Below are 17,516 nucleotides of genomic sequence, written 5' to 3' on the forward strand. Positions count from 1 at the left end.
ACGCAGGCCCCGGCGGAGGACGCCGACGCCTCGCAGCCCCCGGGCGAGGCCGATGCCGCGCAGGCCCGGGGCGACGATGCCGTCGCGCAGGCCCCGGCGGAGGACGCCGACGCCTCGCAGCCCCCGGGCGAGGCCGATGCCGCGCAGGCCCGGGGCGACGATGCCGTCGCGCAGGCCCCGGCCGAGGATGCCGCCGCGCAGGGCCCGGCGGAGGACGCCGCCGCCTCGCAGGTTCCGGACGGCGATGCCGTCCCGCAGGCGCCGGCCGAGGATGCCGCCGCGCAGGGCCCGGCCGATGTTCCGCAGGCCCGGGGCGACGATGCCGCCGGGCTGACCCCGGACGGCGATGCCGTCCCGCAGGCGCCGGCCGAGGATGCCGCCGCGCAGCCCCCGGACGGCGATGCCGTCCCGCAGGCCCCGGCCGACGCCGCGGAGGACGCCGCCGCCGGTCAGGGGCAGGATGGCGCCGCGCAGGCCCCGGCGGACGCCGACGGAAACGGCGACCCCGGTGAACCCGACGTCGGGGAGTTCGATGCCCCCGTGCCGCCCTCCGGGTTCGACGCGTCCGTCGAGTTCGGGGTCACCGCCTCCGGGGAAGGGGACTTCCTCGTGCCGCTCGATCCGCCCGCCGAGGCCGCGCACGCGCGGCGGACCATGATCGGGCGCAGCGCCGAGGAGGTCGACCACGCGCCGCCGCGCGGGCGTTACGCGCCCGAGCGGGCTCCCGACACCGGCGGCGCCGGTGCCACGCTGCGGTGGGTGGGCCCGGCCGCCGCGCTCGCCATCGCCGGGGCCGTCGTCGTCGGGCGCGCGCTGCGGCGCAGGCGTTGAGCCGTGCGCCGGACCCCGCCGGTTAGGGTCATGGCGTGAGTACGGACACGGACCAGAAGCGCGAGATCCGACTGGCGGCCGGCGACGCCGAGTTGACCATCCATCCGGCGAACGGCTGCCGCCTGGCGAGCCTGCGCGTCGGCGACACCGAACTGCTGCGCCAGGGCGACCGCTACGGCTGCTTCCCGATGGTGCCCTGGGCCGGACGGGTCGGGCAGGGCCGGTTCCGCAACGGCGGCGAGACCCACCAACTGCCGCTCAACTCCCCGCCGCACGCCATCCACGGCACCGGACGCGACATCTCCTGGCGCACGGCGCGCAAGGGCGGGAGCGAGGCGGCGTTCACGTACGAACTGGCCGACCCGTGGCCGTACACCGGCCGGGTCACGCAGCTGTTCGAACTCACCGGCGACTCGCTCACGCTGACGCTCGGCGTCGAGACGTACGACGACTCCTTTCCCGCGCAGGCGGGCTGGCACCCGTGGTTCCTGCGCCACCTCGACGGCGCCGGCGCCGACGAGGACGCCGTGCGTCTCGACTTCTCCCCCGCGTGGCAGGAGGAGCGCGGCGAGGACCATCTGCCCACCGGCCGCCGTGTCGAGCCGGGGCCCGGTCCCTGGGACGACTGCTTCGGGATGCCCGACGGTGTCGACGCGACGCTGACCTGGCCGGGGCGGCTCGAACTGCGGGTGACCAGCACCGCCGAGTGGGCGGTCGTCTACGACGAGCAGGCCGAGGCGGTCTGTGTGGAGCCGCAGTCCGGCCCGCCGAACGGGCTCAACACGGAGCCGCGGCTCGTCACCCCCATCGACCCGCTGGAGATCCGCGCGACCTGGAGCTGGCGCCGCCTCTGACCAGCCAGGCACCCGTGAGGGCCCCCGTCCCCGGCCCCCGCGGGGCCTCCGTCCCCGGGTCGTAAGCTCAGGGCCATGACTGACGTACGCGCTGAGCTGCTCCAGCAGATCAAGGACAAGGCCGTCGTGCACGGCAAAGTGACCCTCTCGTCCGGCATCGAGGCCGACTGGTACATCGATCTGCGCCGCATCACGCTGGACGGCCGGGCCGCGCCACTGGTCGGTCAGGTCATGCTCGACACGGTCGCGGCGGCCGGTCTCGACTACGACTGCGTCGGCGGGCTGACGCTCGGCGCGGACCCCGTCGCTACCTCGATGCTGCACGCGTCCGCGGCGCGCGGCGAGCACCTGGACGCGTTCGTCGTACGCAAGCAGGGCAAGGCCCACGGCATGCAGCGGCGCATCGAGGGCACGGACGTGAAGGGCCGCCGCTGTCTGGTCGTGGAGGACGTGTCGACGACCGGCGGGTCCCCGCTGACCGCGGTCGACGCGGTGCGTGAGGCGGGCGGCGAGGTCGTCGCCGTGGCGGTGATCGTCGACCGCGGGGCCGCCGGAGCCGTCGAGGCCGCGGGCGTGCGCTACGTCGGCGCGTACACCCTGGGCGACCTCGGCCTGGCCTGAGCCTCACCGCCCGCACCAGAGTCTGGAAGGATGGCGGCGACAATGACGTCGCCCCCAGGTCAGGGACAAAACACCTCACACCCGCACATCACAAGGAGCGGCCCGATGCCCATCGCAACCCCCGAGGTCTACGCCGAGATGCTCGACCGGGCGAAGGCAGGCAAGTTCGCCTACCCGGCCATCAACGTCACCTCGTCCCAGACCCTGCACGCCGCGCTGCGCGGCTTCGCGGAGGCCGAGAGCGACGGCATCATCCAGATGTCGACCGGTGGTGCGGAGTTCCTCGGCGGCCAGCACAACAAGGACATGGTGACCGGCGCGGTCGCGCTCGCGGAGTTCGCGCACATCGTGGCCGCCAAGTACGACGTCACGGTCGCCCTGCACACCGACCACTGTCCCAAGGACAAGCTCGACACGTACGTGCGTCCGCTGCTCGACGTCTCCGCCGAGCGCGTCAAGGCCGGCCGCGACCCGCTCTTCCAGTCGCACATGTGGGACGGCTCCGCCGAGACCCTGGCCGACAACCTCACCATCGGCGAGGAACTGCTCGCCAGGGCCGCCGCCGCGAAGATCATCCTTGAGGTCGAGATCACCCCGACCGGCGGCGAGGAGGACGGTGTCACGCACGAGATCAACGACTCCCTCTACACGACCGTCGACGACGCGCTGCGCACCGCCGAGGCGCTCGGCCTGGGCGACAAGGGCCGCTATCTGCTGGCCGCGTCCTTCGGCAATGTGCACGGTGTCTACAAGCCGGGCAACGTCGTGCTCCGTCCCGAGCTGCTGAAGGACCTCCAGGACGGCGTGGCCGCCAAGTACGGCAAGGCCGCCGGCAGCCAGCCCTTCGACTTCGTCTTCCACGGCGGCTCGGGCTCCTCCGCCGAGGAGATCGCGACGGCGCTGGAGAACGGTGTCGTGAAGATGAACCTGGACACCGACACCCAGTACGCCTTCACGCGCCCCGTCGCCGACCACATGTTCCGCAACTACGACGGTGTGCTGAAGGTCGACGGCGAGGTCGGCTCCAAGAAGACCTACGACCCGCGCACCTGGGGCAAGCTCGCCGAGGCGGGCATGGCGACGCGCGTGACCGAGGCGTGCGCGGCGCTGCGCTCGACCGGCACGCGCCTCAAGTAAGCGGCTTGTCGCACCCCGCGGGCCCGGTGTCCTCCGTGACTCCGGGCCCGCGGGCTGTCCCGACGAGGTCCGAGGAGGATCACTCACCCGTGGGCTACGACTTCGACACCCCCGTCGACCGCCGCGGCACCTGGAGCGTCCAGTGGGACGGGGTCGCCGACCGTTTCGGCGTCGACGGACTGCTCCCCTTCACCATCTCCGACATGGACTTCGCGTGCGCGCCCGAGGTGCTCGCCGCTCTCCGGGCCCGTATCGGACACGGTGTGCTCGGCTACACGGACTGGCGGCACGAGGACTTCCTCTCCGCAGTGCGCCACTGGTTCACCACGCGCCACGGCACCGAGCTGGACACCGACCGCGTCGTGTACGCGCCGTCCGTGCTCAACCAGGTGTCGCAGCTGCTGCGGATGTGGACCGCGCCCGGCGACGGCGTGGTCGTCCACACCCCCACGTACGACGGCTTCCGCAAGGCGGTCACCGGGCTCGGGCGTGAGCTGCGCGGGGTGCCGGTGGGTGACACCCCGGCGCTGGAGAGGGAGCTGGCGCGGGCCGGCAGCAAGGTGCTGATCCTGTGCTCGCCGCACAATCCGACGGGCCGTGTGTGGACGGAGAGCGAGCTGACGGTGTTCGCCGGGCTGGCGGCGGCGTACGGCGTGGCGGTGATCAGCGACGAGATCCACGCCGACTTCTTGCACGCCGAATTCGTCCCGGACGGCCGCCGCCATCTGCCGTGGAGCCGGTTCGGCACCGGCCGGTGGGCGATCGTCACCTCGGCGTCGAAGTCCTTCAACTTCCCGGCGCTCAGCGGCTCGTACGGTGTCGTCGGCGACCCGGACGACCACGCGGAGTTCACGCGCCGGATGCTGACCGCCGAAGGGCTCGCCTCACCGGCGGTCCTCGCGCTGACGGCGCACATCGCCGCGTACCGCGAGGGCGCGCCCTGGCTGGACGCGCTCAACACCTACGTCGCGGCCAACCTCCGCATGCTCTTGGAGCGTCTCGACGCGGCCTTCCCCCAACTGGCCTGGCGCCCGCCGGAGGCCGGGTATCTCGCCTGGATCGATCTGCGGCCCCTGGGCGTGGACGATGCCGCGCTCCAGCGCGAGCTGATCGACCGCGAGAAGGTGGCGATCATGCCGGGCACGACATACGGCTGCGAGGGGTACGTACGGCTCAACGTGGGCTGCCCGCGCGCCAAGGCGGAACGGGGCACGGACGCGTTGGTCCGTGCGCTGGGCCGGCTCGCCAGGTAGCGCCCGTGCGGGGATGATGCCCCCATGGACATCAGGCTGGGCACGGCCTCCGGCCGGTGGATCGTGTTGACGACGGTGCTCGGCTCCAGCATGGCGCTGCTCGACTCGACCGTCGTCAACGTCGCGCTGCCGCACATCGGTGACGACCTCGACGCGAGCCTGGCCGACCTCCAGTGGACGGTCAACGCGTACATGGTCACGCTCGCCGGGCTGATCCTGCTCGGCGGGTCGCTCGGTGACCGGTTCGGGCGGCGGCGGATCTTCGTGTTCGGCACTGTGTGGTTCGCCCTCGGGTCGCTGCTGTGCGGTGTCGCGCCCACCTCCGAGGTGCTGATCATCGCGCGGGCGCTCCAGGGGGTGGGCGGCGCGCTGCTGGTGCCCGGGTCGCTGGCGCTGATCCAGGCGAGTTTCCATCCGGACGACCGGGCGCGGGCGGTGGGGCTGTGGTCGGGGTTCGGGGGTGTCGGGGCGGCGGTCGGGCCGTTCCTGGGCGGATTCCTGGTGGACGGGCCGGGGTGGCGGTGGGTCTTCCTGCTGAACGTGCCGCTGGCCGCGATCTGTGTGCCGGTGGCGCTGCGGCACGTACCGGAGTCGCGGGACCCGGTGGCGCACGGGCGGTTCGACGTGCTCGGCGCGGTGCTGGGCGCCGCCGCGCTGGGGCTGGTGACGTACGCGCTGATCGCACAGGTGTGGTGGGCGGGGGCGGCGGGTGTGCTGGTGGGGGTGTGGTTCGTCCTGCTGGAGCGGCGGCGGCCCGATCCCATGCTGCCGCTGTCGATCTTCTCCTCGCGGCTGTTCACCTCGGTCAACCTGGTGACGCTGTGCGTGTACGCGGCGTTCGGCGGGTTCTTCTTCCTGGTGGCGTTGCAGCTCCAGGTGGTCGCGGGCTACTCCGCGCTCGGCGCGGGGACGGCGCTGCTGCCGACGACCGTGCTGATGCTGCTGTTCTCCGCGAAGTCGGGTGAGCTGGGCTCCAGGATCGGGCCGCGCGTCCCGCTCACGGTGGGGCCGCTGCTGTGCGCCTGCGGGCTGCTGCTGATGCTGCGGGTGGGCGGCGGCGCCGACGCCTCGTACCTGCGGGACGTGCTGCCCGCGCTGGTGGTGATGGGGCTCGGCATGGTGACGCTGGTCGCGCCGCTGACCGCGACGGTCCTGGCGTCCGTCGACAGCTCGCGGGCGGGCCTGGCCAGCGGTATCAACAACGCCGCGGCGCGGGCCGCGGGTCTGCTGGCGGTGGCAGCGCTGCCGCTGCTGGTGGGCGCCGGCCCGGAGGTGTACCGCTCGCCGACGCAGTTCGACGCGGCGTTCGACCGGGCGATGCCCCTGTGCGCGGGCGTGCTGGTCCTGGCGTCGCTGATCGCCTTCGCGACGGTGCGGACGCCGGAGCCCGCCGCCGGTGAGAAGGCGGAGGCCGCGCCCAGCCTGCCGCAGTGCAAGGTGAACTGCGGGCTGTCGTCCCCGCCGCTGGAGCCGGCGGCCGTCCGGGAGAAGACGGCGGAAGGCGGCGCGACCGCGGCGGGCCCGTAGGGGGTGTCCGGGCGGTACGGGACGCGGGACGGCGATTGCCGGTGGCAAACCCGCTCCACCGCCACGGAATCCGGCGCGACCTGGGACACTCGGAGGCATGGCCATCCATAAAGACCTCCTCGGGGGACCGCCCCCCACCCACCTGCCCGACGACCCCGAACCGCGCGAGCTTCTCGCGAACGGGACGGCGCCCGCCGACGTCGCGGCGAAGTATCCGACGTCGTCGCTCGCGTGGGCCCAGCTCGCCGACGACGCGTTCGAGAACGGCCGGGTCGTCGAGGCGTACGCGTACGCCCGTACCGGGTACCACCGGGGCCTCGACTCCTTGCGCCGCAGCGGCTGGAAGGGGCACGGCCCGGTGCCGTGGGAGCACGAGCCGAACCGCGGCTTCCTGCGTGCCCTGCACGCCCTCGCCCGCTCCGCGCAGGCGATCGGCGAGCACGAGGAGTACGAGCGCTGCTCCGTCTTCCTGCGGGACTCCTCCGCGGTGGCGGCCGACACCCTCGGCTGAGACCGACATCCCCGGCCGGGGCGGTGTCCCCGGCCGGGCCGGGCCGCGGGTCCGTGGCCGTCCGAAAGCCTACGGACCCGCGGTGCGCGGTCGGTACGATCGCACACGCCATCGAATCCGGCTGGAGGCCCCGGCACCCTCTCCCCGACGCCGGTCGTAGCAGGGGAGAAGTCCGTCTTGGGCAAGCGTGTCCCGGCCCGCCGGCGCCGTCTCTACACGCGCGCACTGCCCCTCGGACTGGGGCTGACCGCGCTTCTCGTCGGCGGTGGCGCCGCCCTCGCGGACCGGTCGGAGTCCGGTCCCGACTCCGGTCCCGACGCCGGGGTCGCGGCCCCGGCGGACGGGAAGCCCGCCCCCACGGCGACCGAGCCACCTTCACCGCCCCCGTCTCCGGGCCCCTCCCCGAGCACGGGCGCCGGGCCGGGCGCGGGGACGGCGTCGCGCATTCCGGTACCCGCCGACGGCCCCGGCACCTTCACGACCGCCCGCTCCGCCGGTGAACCCGTCGGCTCCGGCGGTACGCCGCGCCGCTACAAGGTCCAGGTCGAGAAGGGCATCGACCTCTCCGGGCGGGAGGCGGCCGTCGAGATCGAGACAATCCTCGCGCACCCCCGCGGCTGGACCTCCGGGGGCCGGCACTCCTTCCAGCTCGTGGGCTCCGGACCGTCCGACTTCGAGATCAAGATCGCGACGCCGGGCACGGTGGACCGGATCTGCGGCGCCGCGGGCCTGCGCACCCGTGGCGAGGTGAACTGCACCGTCGGCCGTACCGTCGTGGTGAACCTCAAACGCTGGGTGCTGGGGTCCGACCAGTTCGACGGCCCGGTGACCGAGTACCGCGCGCTGATCGTCAATCACGAGGTCGGCCACCGCCTCGGCCGGGGCCATGTCACCTGCGGCGGCGCCGGAAAGCCCGCGCCCGCGATGATGCAGCAGATCAAGGGTCTGCGCGGCTGCCATGCGAATGCCTGGCCGTACGCGGAGGACGGGACGTACATCACAGGCCCGGCAGTGCCGTGAAGACGGGATTATGATGCCGGCAGGGGACCGGAGCTCCGAAACGACACGGAAGGGGCGGACCGCTACCCGGTGGCAATATCGAGGAGACAGAGATGTCGCAGCACCCCGATGACTCCGGAGCCGGTTCGGAAGCCCCGAACCTCGACTTCGCGGGTACGACCCCGTACGAGGACTACGTCCAGGCGGACGTCCTCACCCATCTTCAGCACCCGATGTCCGACGACCCGGGCGAGATGGTCTTCCTGGTGACCACCCAGGTGATGGAGCTGTGGTTCACCGTCATCGTCCACGAGTGGGAGACCGCGTCACGCGCGCTGCGCGAGGACCGGGTGCCGGTCGCGATCGACGCGCTCAAGCGGTCGGTGCGCGAGTTCGAGGCGCTGAACGCGTCGTGGACACCGCTGAGCCAGCTCACCCCCGTGCAGTTCAACTCCTACCGCAGCGCGCTCGGCGACGGCTCCGGCTTCCAGTCGGCGATGTACCGCCGGATGGAGTTCCTGCTGGGCGAGAAGTCGGCGTCCATGCTCGTACCGCACCGTGGCGCGCCGCGGGTGCACGCGGAGCTGGAGAAGGCGCTCCAGGAGCCGAGTCTGTACGACGAGGTGCTGGGCCTGCTGGCCCGGCGCGGTCTGCCGGTGCCGGCCGAGGTGCTGAACCGGGACCTCACACAGAAGTACGAGCCGTCGGCGGCGGTCGAGGAGATATGGGCCGGGATCTACGCGGAGCCCGACCAGCACGGTGAGGTCATCAGGCTGGGCGAGGCGTTGACGGACGTCGCCGAGCTGGTGTGGCGCTGGCGCAACGACCATCTCGTGGCGACGCGGCGCGCGATGGGGTCCAAGACCGGCACGGGCGGCTCCGCCGGTGTCGCCTGGCTGGAGAAGCGCGCGCGGAAGAACGTGTTCCCGGAGCTGTGGACGGCGCGCAGCCATGTCTGAGGCGACCGGAGCGCCCGCTGCCGCTGTGACCGTGTCCGCGCCGGGGGCCGGTCCCGGGTCCGGGTCGGCGTCCGGTTCCGTGTCCGCGTCGGAGGCGCTGGTGGAGCGCGCCGCCGCACTCGACGCGGCGGACGGCCTGGCCGCGCGCCGTGAGCTGTTCGCGCTGGACGACGACTCCGTCTACCTGGACGGCAATTCGCTCGGGGCGCTGCCCCGCCACGTCCCCGCGCGGGTCCAGGACGTGGTCGCCCGGCAGTGGGGCGAGCTGCGCATCCGCTCCTGGACCGAGGGCGGCTGGTGGACGGCGCCGGAGCGGATCGGCGACCGGATCGCGCCGCTGGTCGGCGCGGGACCCGGCCGGGTCGTGGTGGGTGACTCCACGAGTGTCAACGTCTTCAAGGCCGTTGTGGCGGCGGCCCGGCTCGCGGGGGAGGGCCGCGACGAACTCCTCGTGGACGCCCTGACGTTCCCCTCGGACGGGTACATCGCGGAGTCGGCCGCCCGCATGACCGGCCTGCGGGTGGTGCCGGTGGATCCCGCGGACCTGCGGAGCGCCGCCGGACCGCGTACGGCCGCCGCGCTCGTCAACCACGTCGACTTCCGTACGGGCCGGCTCCACGACCTGCCCGGCATCACGGCGGCGCTGCACGACGCGGGCGCGCTCGCCGTCTGGGACGTGTGCCACAGCGCGGGCGCGCTGCCGGTCGGGCTGGACGAGCACGGGGTCGACCTGGCGGTCGGCTGCACGTACAAGTACCTGAACGGCGGGCCGGGTTCACCCGCGTTCCTGTACGTCTCCGAGCGGCACCAGGCGGTCTTCGACTCCCCGCTGCCCGGCTGGACCTCGCACGCGGACCCGTTCGGGATGACGCCGGAGTACACGGCGGCGGACGGCGCGACGCGTGGCCGGGTCGGCACGCCGGACATCCTCTCCATGCTGGCGCTGGAAGCGGCGCTCGACGTGTGGGAGGGCGTGTCGCTGGACGCCCTGCGGGCCAAGAGCCTGGCCCTGACGGACTTCTTCCTCCGCTGCGTGGAGGCGTACGCCCCGGCCGGCCGGGTCTCCTCGATGACCCCGGTGCCGCACGCGGAGCGCGGCAGCCAGGTGGCGCTGCGCTGCGCCGAGGCGCCCGCGGTGATGGCGGAGCTGATCAGCCGCGGCGTGATCGGCGACCTGCGCCGCCCGGACGTGCTGCGGTTCGGCTTCACACCGCTGTACGTGGGCTTCCGCGACGCGGAGCGGGCGGCACGGGTGCTGGGCGAGGTCCTGGTGGAGATCCCGGCGGGCGCCTGAGCGGGGGGCGAGCGGGACGGGTCGTGACGGTGTTGAAGACTGAGGACATGGAGTTCCTCTGCCACCACCGCGACCGGCCCGGTTCCCTGGCACTGCGTCATGAGCTGTTGGAGGCGCACTGGTCGTACATGGACCGGTACGCGGCGGAGATGATCGCCCGTGGACCGACCATGGCCGACGACGGTGGGACGCCCACGGGCAGCGTGCACATTCTCGGTCTGCCGGATCCCCGTGCCGCCCGCGCGTTCGCATTCGAGGAGCCCGGCTACCAGGCGGGTGTATACCGGGACGTGCTGCTGCGGCGGTGGCGCGATGTGCTGGGGCGGACCATGTGGGAGTTCCCCGGAGGTCCCGAGGACGGCGAGCGGTATCTGGTGCTCGGGCTCGGCGCGGGACCGGCCGTCGATCTCGAACCGCCGTCCGCCTGGGTCGAATCGGACGAGCTGATCGCGTACGGACCGCTGCTGTCCGACGACGGGGCGGTCTGGGTGGGTACGGCGGTGCTGCTGCGCGCGCCGGATGCGCGGACGGCGCGCACCGTACTGACGCCGGACGGGTATGCCGACATCGAGGTCCACCGCTGGCGGTTCGGCGGGCGCTCGTGACGCACTGGGTCGTCGGCGGGCCGGTCCGGGAGCCGACCGGTTCCTGACGGACCTTCAGCGCGGACGGCTGCTGGCGCCGGCCCGGATGGCGGGAAACGCGCCGGAGGGTGACGCGGGGCCGTCACGGGGCCCGTGGCGGGGGCGCCGGGGTGCGGCGGGGCCGTGAACCCGGGGAACGGATGCTGATAGCGTCCGCGCTGATCAGGCCAATTCGGGTCTCTCATCGAAAGGTTGGAGCAGCATGACGGGTTCCGCCGCCCATGACTCCGCCGATGTCGCCGCGGTCGCCCGTGACCTCGCCGAGTCCGAGGCGCTGTTCGGGCGCCCGAGGGTGGAGCCGGACGTCACCGCGGCGTACGGGGAGCACCCGGATCAGGTGGTCGACTTCTACGCGCCGCGCGGTGGGCTCGAAGGCGTGCCGCTCGTGGTCGTGCTGCACGGCGGGGCGTGGCGGGCGCCGTACGACCGGTGGCATCTGACGCCGTTCGCCGGCTTCCTGGCCCGGCGCGGGTTCGCCGTGGCCAATGTGGAGTACCGGCGGGGGAGCGAGGGCGAGGGCGAGGCCGGGCCCGTCGCCGGCCGGTGGCCCGGGACGTTCGACGACATCGCCACCGTCATGGACGCGCTGCCCGCGCTCGTCGCCGACGCCCTGCCGCAGGCCGACCCGCGCAGGATCGTGGTCACCGGGCACTCCGCCGGTGGTCATCTGGCGCTGTGGGCCACGGCGCGGCATGTGCTGCCCCCGGGGTCGCCGTGGCGGCTGGACGCGCCGCCGCTGCTGCGCGGTGTGGTCGCGATCGCGCCCATCGCGGACTTCACCACCGCCGTCGAGTTGGGGGTCTGCGGTGGGGCCGTCACGCAACTCCTCGGTGGACAGGATGAGTTGAAGGAGCGTGCGGCCAGCGCGGACCCGTCGGCGCTGCTGCCCACCGGGATCGCCACCGCCGTCGTGCAGGGCCGGCACGACATCGTCGTCCCGCAGGCCGTCGCCGAGGCGTACGCCGACGCCGCCGCCAGGGCGGGCGAGGTGGTGGGTGTCACGCTCCTGGAGGACGTGGGGCACTACGCGCCGGTCGACCCCGGGGCCGACGCCTGCGCTGTGGTGGCCGAGGAACTGGCGCAGCTCGCGTACTGACGGCGGATGGCCGCCAGAACAACGGCGCCACTCGGCCCGCCGGGCACCATGCCTCGCGGCCTCGCGGCCTCGCGGCCTCGCGGCCTCGCGGCCTCGCGGCCTCGCGGCCTCGCGGGTTGACGGACCGGTGGCCTTGCGGCCTTGCGGACCGGCGGCCTCGGGGCCTCGCGGACCGGCGGACCGGCGGACCGGTGGACCGGCGGGCTTGCGGACCGGCGGGTTGACGGACCGGTGGCCTCGCGGCCTCGCGGCCTCGCGGCCTCGCGGCCTCGCGGGCTTGCGGGCTTGCGGGCTGACGGACTTGCGGACCGGCGGCCTCTCGGGCTTGAGACCTCACGGACAGGCGGCCTCACGGACAGGCGGCCTCGCGGCCTCGCGGACAGAAGCTGACCGCAAGCCCTCCTACCTTCGGACCATGACCAGCAACGCGAACGCGAACGTGAACCTCGTGACAGGTGCGACCGGCACCGTGGGGCGCCGTACGGTGCTCGAACTGCTCGACCGCGGCCACTCCGTACGCGCCCTGACCCGCGACCCGGCCAGGGCCGACTTCCCCGACGGCGTCGAGGTCGTACGCGGTGACCTCGCCGATCCGGCCTCGCTCGTCCCCGCCCTCGAAGGTGTCACCGGACTGCATCTGATCACCTTCGACGGCGGTCTCTTCGCGCCGCTGGAGACGGGCCCCGAGATCGTCGGGCTGGCGGCCGACGCCGGGGTGCGGCGGATCACCGTGCTCAACGGCGGCGGTGACACCCCTCTCCAGGACGCCGTCCAGGCCGGCGGTGTCCCCTGGACCGTGCTCATGCCCGTCGAGTTCATGGCCAACGCGCTGGAGTGGGCGGAGGGCATCCGTACCGACGGCACCGTGCGCGAGCCGTTCACCGGGCGGCTGAGCGCCATGGTCCACGAGGGAGACATCGGCGCCGTCGCCGCCGTCGCGCTCACCGAGGACGGACACGGCGGCAGGACGTATCTGATCACCGGGCCCGAGGCGCTCACGATCCATGACAAGGCGGCCATCCTGGCCGGCGCGCGCGGCCGGAGCGTCGACGTGGTCGAGCTGTCCGAGGAGCAGGCGGTCGCGCAGTGGCGGGCGGCCGGGCAGCCGGAGGAAGTGATCGGGTTCCTGCTGGAGGTGTACGGCAACACGCCTCCCGAGGGCCGGACCCCGATCGACACGGTGGCGGAGGTCACGGGACGGCCCGCGCGGACGTTCGCGCAGTGGGCGGCCGAGCACGCGGACGCGTTCCGGCCGTAGAACCGGCCACGCCCGGGGTGCCCAGGGGGTGCGGTGCCCCGGGCGGCCGCGCATAGCTCTCGCGGCCGCCCTCGTAGTACCTGGGAGGGACGGGAAAGGATCCCTATCACTGCTGACGACCGGCCCCCGCCCCTCCCCTTACCTTGGAAAACGTGACCAATACAGAGACGACGACGGCGAAGGCCGCGACCGGGAAAGCCCGGAGCCCCGAGTTCCGCCTGGCCGACGGCCTGCTCAAGGGCCTGCGCCAGGACCTCTTCCACGATGCCTTCGCCTACCGGCCGCTGCCGCGCATGGCGACGGACGGGCCCGTCACGCGCCGGCTGCCGGAGGCGGTCCGCGAGTACGCGGGATGGTTCCCGCACGCCGTGGTCGCCGGCTGCGCGCTGTTCGCGCTGATGATCGGTATGGCCAACGGGACGGGCATCGAGCTGATCACCGTGGCACCGGTCCTGCTGGTTCTCGTCAGGCCGGTCGCGGCCTGGTGGCTGGCCCTCGGCGCGACCGCGGTCACCGGGATGCTGGGTTCCTACTACTCCGACTGGCCATGGACGCCCTCGGCCTTCGCCTCGTACCTGGTCGTGATGACGATCGTGGCGATACGGACGGGCCCGCGCACCGCGGCCTGGATGTGGGTGGTCACCCTCGTCTACTCGCTGTTCGTCGGGGGGCTCCTCGGCGGCTACGGCTACGGCTCGACCAGCGGGCCCATGCTCTTCCTCTCCGCGCTCATCCTGCTGACCGTCTCGGCGGTGCACATCCGCCGCGACGCGCGGAAAGAGGTGGAGGTGCAGCTCAGCGTCAACGCGGTGGAGCGCAGCCGGCGCACGCTCCTGGAGGAGCGCACCACCATCGCCCGCGAACTGCACGACGTCGTCGCCCACCACATGTCGGTCGTCGCCATCCAGGCGGAGGCGGCGCCCTACCGGGTGGAGAATCCGCCGCCCGAGCTGGAGCAGGCGTTCGCCACCATCCGGGAGAACGCGGTGGCGGCGCTGACCGAGCTGCGCCGGGTCCTCGGGGTCGTACGGGCCGAGGACTACGACGCCCCCGACGCCCCGCAGCCGACCCTCGCCGACCTCGAAGGGCTGCTCTCCAACGTCCGCGAGGCGGGCCTGACCGTGGAGAAGGCGGTCACCGGAGCGGTACGGCCGCTGCCGCAGGGCGTCGAGCTGTCGGCGTACCGCATCATCCAGGAGGCCCTCAGCAACGCCCTGCGGCACGCGCCGGGGGCGACGGCGACGGTGGAGGTCTCGTACGTGCTCGGCGGACTCGGCCTGCGGATCGTCAACACCCCGCCGCAGGGGCTGGTGAAGCCCTCACCGGGGGCGGGGCACGGCATCACGGGGATGCGGGAGCGGGTGTCCATGCTGAACGGCGAGATGACGGCGAGGCTCCTCGCGGACGGCGGTTACGAGGTGGCCGCGTTCATACCGGTCGCCGCCCAGGACGAGGACGGGCCCGCGGACGCGGCCCCGTCGGCGGAGGGGACGCCGTCATGACGATCCGCGTGCTGATCGTGGACGACCAGGTCATGGTCCGCGAGGGCTTCTCGGTCCTGCTGAACGCGATGCCGGACATCGAGGTCATCGGCGAGGCGGTGAACGGCCGCGAGGCCGTGACCCAGGTCGCGGCCCTCGGCCCCGACGTGGTCCTGATGGACATCCGGATGCCGGAGCTGAACGGCATCGAGGCGACTCGGGAGATCGTGGCGGCGGACGCGGACGCGAAGGTCCTCGTGCTGACGACGTTCGATCTGGACGAGTACGTGTACCAGGCGCTGCGGGCGGGGGCGTCCGGCTTCCTGCTGAAGGACGCCTCGGCGCGCCAACTGGCCGACGGCGTACGGGTGGTGGCCTCGGGAGAGGCACTGCTGGCGCCCACGGTGACGCGCCGGCTGATCACGGAGTTCTCCAAGCTGGCGGAGGCCCCGCGCCCGCCGGCGCTGGCACAGATGGGGGAGCTGACGGAGCGCGAGACCGAGGTGCTGGTCCTGATCGCGCAGGGCCTGTCGAACGCGGAGATCGCCGCGCATCTGGTCGTCGCCGAGTCCACGATCAAGACGCATGTGAGCCGCATCCTGGTGAAGCTGGGACTGCGGGACCGGACGCAGGCGGCGGTGTTCGCGTACGAGGCGAGGCTCGTCACCCCGGGCTGAGAGGGGCGTGCGGACCGGCGGGTGACCGGGGCCATGGCGTCCGGGCGGCACGTGTCAGTAGCGTGCGGGCATGGCACCCTTCGACCCGTGGTCGCCCGGCTTCGTGGCCGACCCGTATCCCGCCTACCGGGAGCTGCGCGAGCGCGGCAGGCTCCACTACTTCGAGCCGTCGCGGCAGTGGCTGGTCCCCCACCACTCCGACGTGTCGGTGCTGCTGCGGGACCGGCGGCTGGGGCGGACGTATCTGCACCGCTTCACCCACGAGGAGTTCGGCCGTACGCCGACGCCGGAGGCGCACGAACCGTTCCACGTCCTCAACGGCAACGGGCTGCTCGACCTGGAGGCACCGGACCACACGAGGATCCGGCGCCTGGTGTCGAAGGCGTTCACACCGCGCAGGGTCGAGGCGCTCGCCCCCACCGTGCGCAGGCTCGCCGCCGAGCTGGTGGGCGGGCTGTGCGCGGCGGGCGGCGGCGATCTCCTCGCCGAGGTGGCGGAGCCGCTGCCGGTCGCCGTCATCGCCGAGATGCTCGGTGTCCCGGTGGCGGACCGGGGTCTGCTGCGGCCCTGGTCGGCGGACATGTGCGCGATGTACGAGCTGAATCCGACCGAGGAGGCGGCGCGCCGGGCGGTCCGCTCCTCGCTCGAATTCACCGCCTATCTGCGGGAGTTGATCGCCGCCAGACGGGCCGCGCCCGGTGCCGATCTGCTCTCCGCGCTGATCGCCGCGCAGGACGAGGAGGACCGGCTCAGCGAGCAGGAGACGATCTCGACCTGCGCGCTGCTGCTCAACGCGGGACACGAGGCGACGGTCAACACCACCGCCAACGGCTGGTGGACGCTGTTCCGGCACCCCGGGCAGCTCGCGGCCCTGCGGTCCGGGGAGGCGTCGCTGTCCACCGCCGTGGAGGAGCTGCTGCGGTACGACACCCCGCTCCAGATGTTCGAGCGGTGGGTGCTGGACGACATCGAGATCGACGGCACGGTCGTGCCACGCGGCGCCGAACTCGCGCTCCTCTTCGGCTCGGCCAACCGCGACCCGGACCGTTTCGACCGCCCCGACACCCTCGATCTCACCCGGAAGGACAATCCGCATCTGACGTTCGGCGCGGGCATCCACTACTGCCTGGGCGCCGCGCTGGGACGGCTCGAACTGATGGCGTCGTTCGGTGAGCTGCTGCGCCGGGCACCGGCACTGCGGCTCGCCGCGGAGCCCGAGTGGAAGCCGGGCTATGTGATCCGCGGGGTGCGGGAGCTGCTGGTGGAGGTCTGATCCCGGCGCGCGGCGCGTCACGCCTGGACCATCACCCGGTCTCCGGGGCCCGGCGGGCCCCGTTCAGTCCGCGGACGCGACCGGCCCCGCCGGCAGCGTCAGCCCCCACGCCCCGGCCCGCAGCGTCCAGGTCCGCGTCCGCACCGGGCCCGTCACCGCCGTGTCCGCCCGGTAGCGGAAGTCCGCGCCCGAGACCGTCACCGACAGCGCGCTGGCCGTGATCGGCTCGGCCGATGAGCGCCTGCGGATCACCACCTCCGCCCGTCCGCCGCGCGAGCGCACCGTCACGGTCTCGACCGGCTCGTCCAGATCGCTCAGCACCACACCGTCCGCCTCCACCCGCAGACGGTGCGGGTGGACGGCGAGCACCTGCGGTACCGGCTTGACCAGCGTCCGCACCAGCGAGCGGCAGGTGTCCCAGACGGACGGAACCCCCGCCCGGCCCGGACCGCCGCCGTGCCCCGGCCGCCCGTCCGCCCCCGGTGGTGCCGGGATACGCAGATCCCCCAGCACCACGCCGTCGCTGTCGTCGACGAGCAGATCCAGCCGCCGTACGACCCCGTCGAGCACCGCGCGGGCCGCGGCGACCGCGCCGGTGGGCACGCCGAGCGAGTGCGCCAGGTCGACCGCGACCCCGACCGGCACCAGCGACAGCGCGCCCGCGGACAGGTCGCGCTCCCGGTGCAGCAGGGCGACCGTCCGCAGCAGGGCGCGGTCGTCACCGACCACCACGGGCCGCCGCGAGCCCCTGCGGGCCAGCACCCGCGCGAATTCGGCCGGTCCGTCCGGCAGGCAGATTTTCGCGGTCGCGCCCGCGCTCAGCACATCTTTCGCGATTCTCACTGATTCGCCGTCGGTCCGGCGGGCGACCGGGTCGATGACCACCAGAAGCTGCTGCGCACCGTTCTCGTCGGGCTCTGGAGCCGACACCTCGGTCCTTCCTCGGGTAGCATCTTTGTGCAAGAGCCCCTTGCGCTATTGCGCCAGGGGCTTGGTCTATTCCGGGGCAACCGGTTCGACGGCTCAGTCCTCGTCGTACGGCGACGGACCGTTCTGTGCGAGATTTCGCACGTCCGTGTCCGGCGTGTGTACGACCCCTGA

Annotated in this window: 17 protein-coding genes and 1 pseudogene; 16 read left to right on the top strand and 2 right to left on the bottom strand. The window is 73.2% G+C overall.

Translation table 11 applies throughout. The annotated features are described in order from the left end of the window. Nucleotides 1–642 (bottom strand): annotated as a pseudogene (locus ACZ61E_RS06865) (hypothetical protein); the annotation flags it as partial. Between ACZ61E_RS06865 and ACZ61E_RS06870 the strand changes: the two are divergent. The 16 genes from ACZ61E_RS06870 to ACZ61E_RS06945 all read left to right on the top strand — a co-directional run bounded on the left by ACZ61E_RS06870 (nt 610) and on the right by ACZ61E_RS06945 (nt 16,415). After that, complete coding sequence (locus ACZ61E_RS06870) at nt 610–831, top strand: hypothetical protein (RefSeq protein ID WP_469698198.1); 222 nt, start codon at nt 610–612, stop codon at nt 829–831. The pseudogene ACZ61E_RS06865 and the gene ACZ61E_RS06870 sit on opposite strands and share 33 nt — an antisense overlap. 35 nt (nt 832–866) lie before the next feature. Continuing rightward, nucleotides 867–1,685 carry an aldose epimerase family protein gene (locus ACZ61E_RS06875; RefSeq protein ID WP_469698199.1) on the top strand — a complete coding sequence of 273 codons (819 nt, stop codon included), beginning with the start codon at nt 867–869 and terminating at the stop codon, nt 1,683–1,685. Nucleotides 1,686–1,760: 75 nt separating this feature from the next. Continuing rightward, the gene (gene pyrE, locus ACZ61E_RS06880; protein ID WP_469698201.1) at nt 1,761–2,306 is read left to right on the top strand and encodes an orotate phosphoribosyltransferase; all 546 of its coding nucleotides are present in this window, start codon (nt 1,761–1,763) and stop codon (nt 2,304–2,306) included. 105 nt (nt 2,307–2,411) lie between these two features. Beyond that, nucleotides 2,412–3,443 (top strand): class II fructose-bisphosphate aldolase, encoded by a 1,032-nt coding sequence (gene fbaA / locus ACZ61E_RS06885; protein ID WP_469698202.1) that lies wholly within the window; start codon nt 2,412–2,414, stop codon nt 3,441–3,443. Nucleotides 3,444–3,532: 89 nt separating this feature from the next. Next, nucleotides 3,533–4,696, top strand: a complete 1,164-nt coding sequence (locus tag ACZ61E_RS06890) for a MalY/PatB family protein (protein ID WP_469698204.1) — start codon at nt 3,533–3,535, stop codon at nt 4,694–4,696. Between the two features lie 24 nt (nt 4,697–4,720). Continuing rightward, the gene (locus ACZ61E_RS06895; RefSeq protein WP_469698206.1) at nt 4,721–6,223 is read left to right on the top strand and encodes an MFS transporter; all 1,503 of its coding nucleotides are present in this window, start codon (nt 4,721–4,723) and stop codon (nt 6,221–6,223) included. A gap of 97 nt (nt 6,224–6,320) precedes the next feature. Then, the gene (locus ACZ61E_RS06900) at nt 6,321–6,734 is read left to right on the top strand and encodes a DUF3151 domain-containing protein (protein ID WP_469698208.1); all 414 of its coding nucleotides are present in this window, start codon (nt 6,321–6,323) and stop codon (nt 6,732–6,734) included. 177 nt (nt 6,735–6,911) lie between these two features. Further along, nucleotides 6,912–7,754, top strand: coding sequence for a DUF3152 domain-containing protein (locus tag ACZ61E_RS06905; RefSeq protein WP_469698209.1), 843 nt, complete (start codon nt 6,912–6,914; stop codon nt 7,752–7,754). Between the two features lie 92 nt (nt 7,755–7,846). Beyond that, nucleotides 7,847–8,692, top strand: a complete 846-nt coding sequence (locus ACZ61E_RS06910; RefSeq protein WP_469698210.1) for a tryptophan 2,3-dioxygenase — start codon at nt 7,847–7,849, stop codon at nt 8,690–8,692. Nucleotides 8,693–8,771: 79 nt separating this feature from the next. Then, nucleotides 8,772–9,986: a kynureninase gene (gene kynU, locus ACZ61E_RS06915; RefSeq protein ID WP_469698212.1), complete on the top strand. Its 1,215-nt coding sequence runs from the start codon at nt 8,772–8,774 to the stop codon at nt 9,984–9,986. 47 nt (nt 9,987–10,033) lie between these two features. After that, nucleotides 10,034–10,591, top strand: coding sequence for a YciI family protein (locus ACZ61E_RS06920; RefSeq protein ID WP_469698300.1), 558 nt, complete (start codon nt 10,034–10,036; stop codon nt 10,589–10,591). Between the two features lie 241 nt (nt 10,592–10,832). Continuing rightward, the gene (locus ACZ61E_RS06925; protein ID WP_469698213.1) at nt 10,833–11,726 is read left to right on the top strand and encodes an alpha/beta hydrolase; all 894 of its coding nucleotides are present in this window, start codon (nt 10,833–10,835) and stop codon (nt 11,724–11,726) included. Between the two features lie 415 nt (nt 11,727–12,141). After that, complete coding sequence (locus tag ACZ61E_RS06930) at nt 12,142–12,984, top strand: NmrA family NAD(P)-binding protein (RefSeq protein ID WP_469698215.1); 843 nt, start codon at nt 12,142–12,144, stop codon at nt 12,982–12,984. A 143-nt stretch (nt 12,985–13,127) separates the two neighbouring features. Then, complete coding sequence (locus ACZ61E_RS06935; protein ID WP_469698217.1) at nt 13,128–14,486, top strand: sensor histidine kinase; 1,359 nt, start codon at nt 13,128–13,130, stop codon at nt 14,484–14,486. Further along, nucleotides 14,483–15,142 (top strand): response regulator, encoded by a 660-nt coding sequence (locus ACZ61E_RS06940; RefSeq protein WP_469698219.1) that lies wholly within the window; start codon nt 14,483–14,485, stop codon nt 15,140–15,142. The genes ACZ61E_RS06935 and ACZ61E_RS06940 overlap by 4 nt, the downstream gene beginning before the upstream one ends. A gap of 70 nt (nt 15,143–15,212) precedes the next feature. Continuing rightward, nucleotides 15,213–16,415: a cytochrome P450 gene (locus ACZ61E_RS06945; protein WP_469698221.1), complete on the top strand. Its 1,203-nt coding sequence runs from the start codon at nt 15,213–15,215 to the stop codon at nt 16,413–16,415. A gap of 63 nt (nt 16,416–16,478) precedes the next feature. Here the strand turns inward: ACZ61E_RS06945 and ACZ61E_RS06950 are convergent, their stop codons facing one another. After that, entirely contained in the window at nt 16,479–17,345 is an 867-nt protein-coding gene (locus ACZ61E_RS06950) for a diacylglycerol kinase family protein (RefSeq protein ID WP_469698222.1), read from the bottom strand. Between the last annotated feature and the right edge of the window lie 171 nt (nt 17,346–17,516).

It is taken from the genome of Streptomyces sp. NPDC104581 (assembly GCF_055583685.1).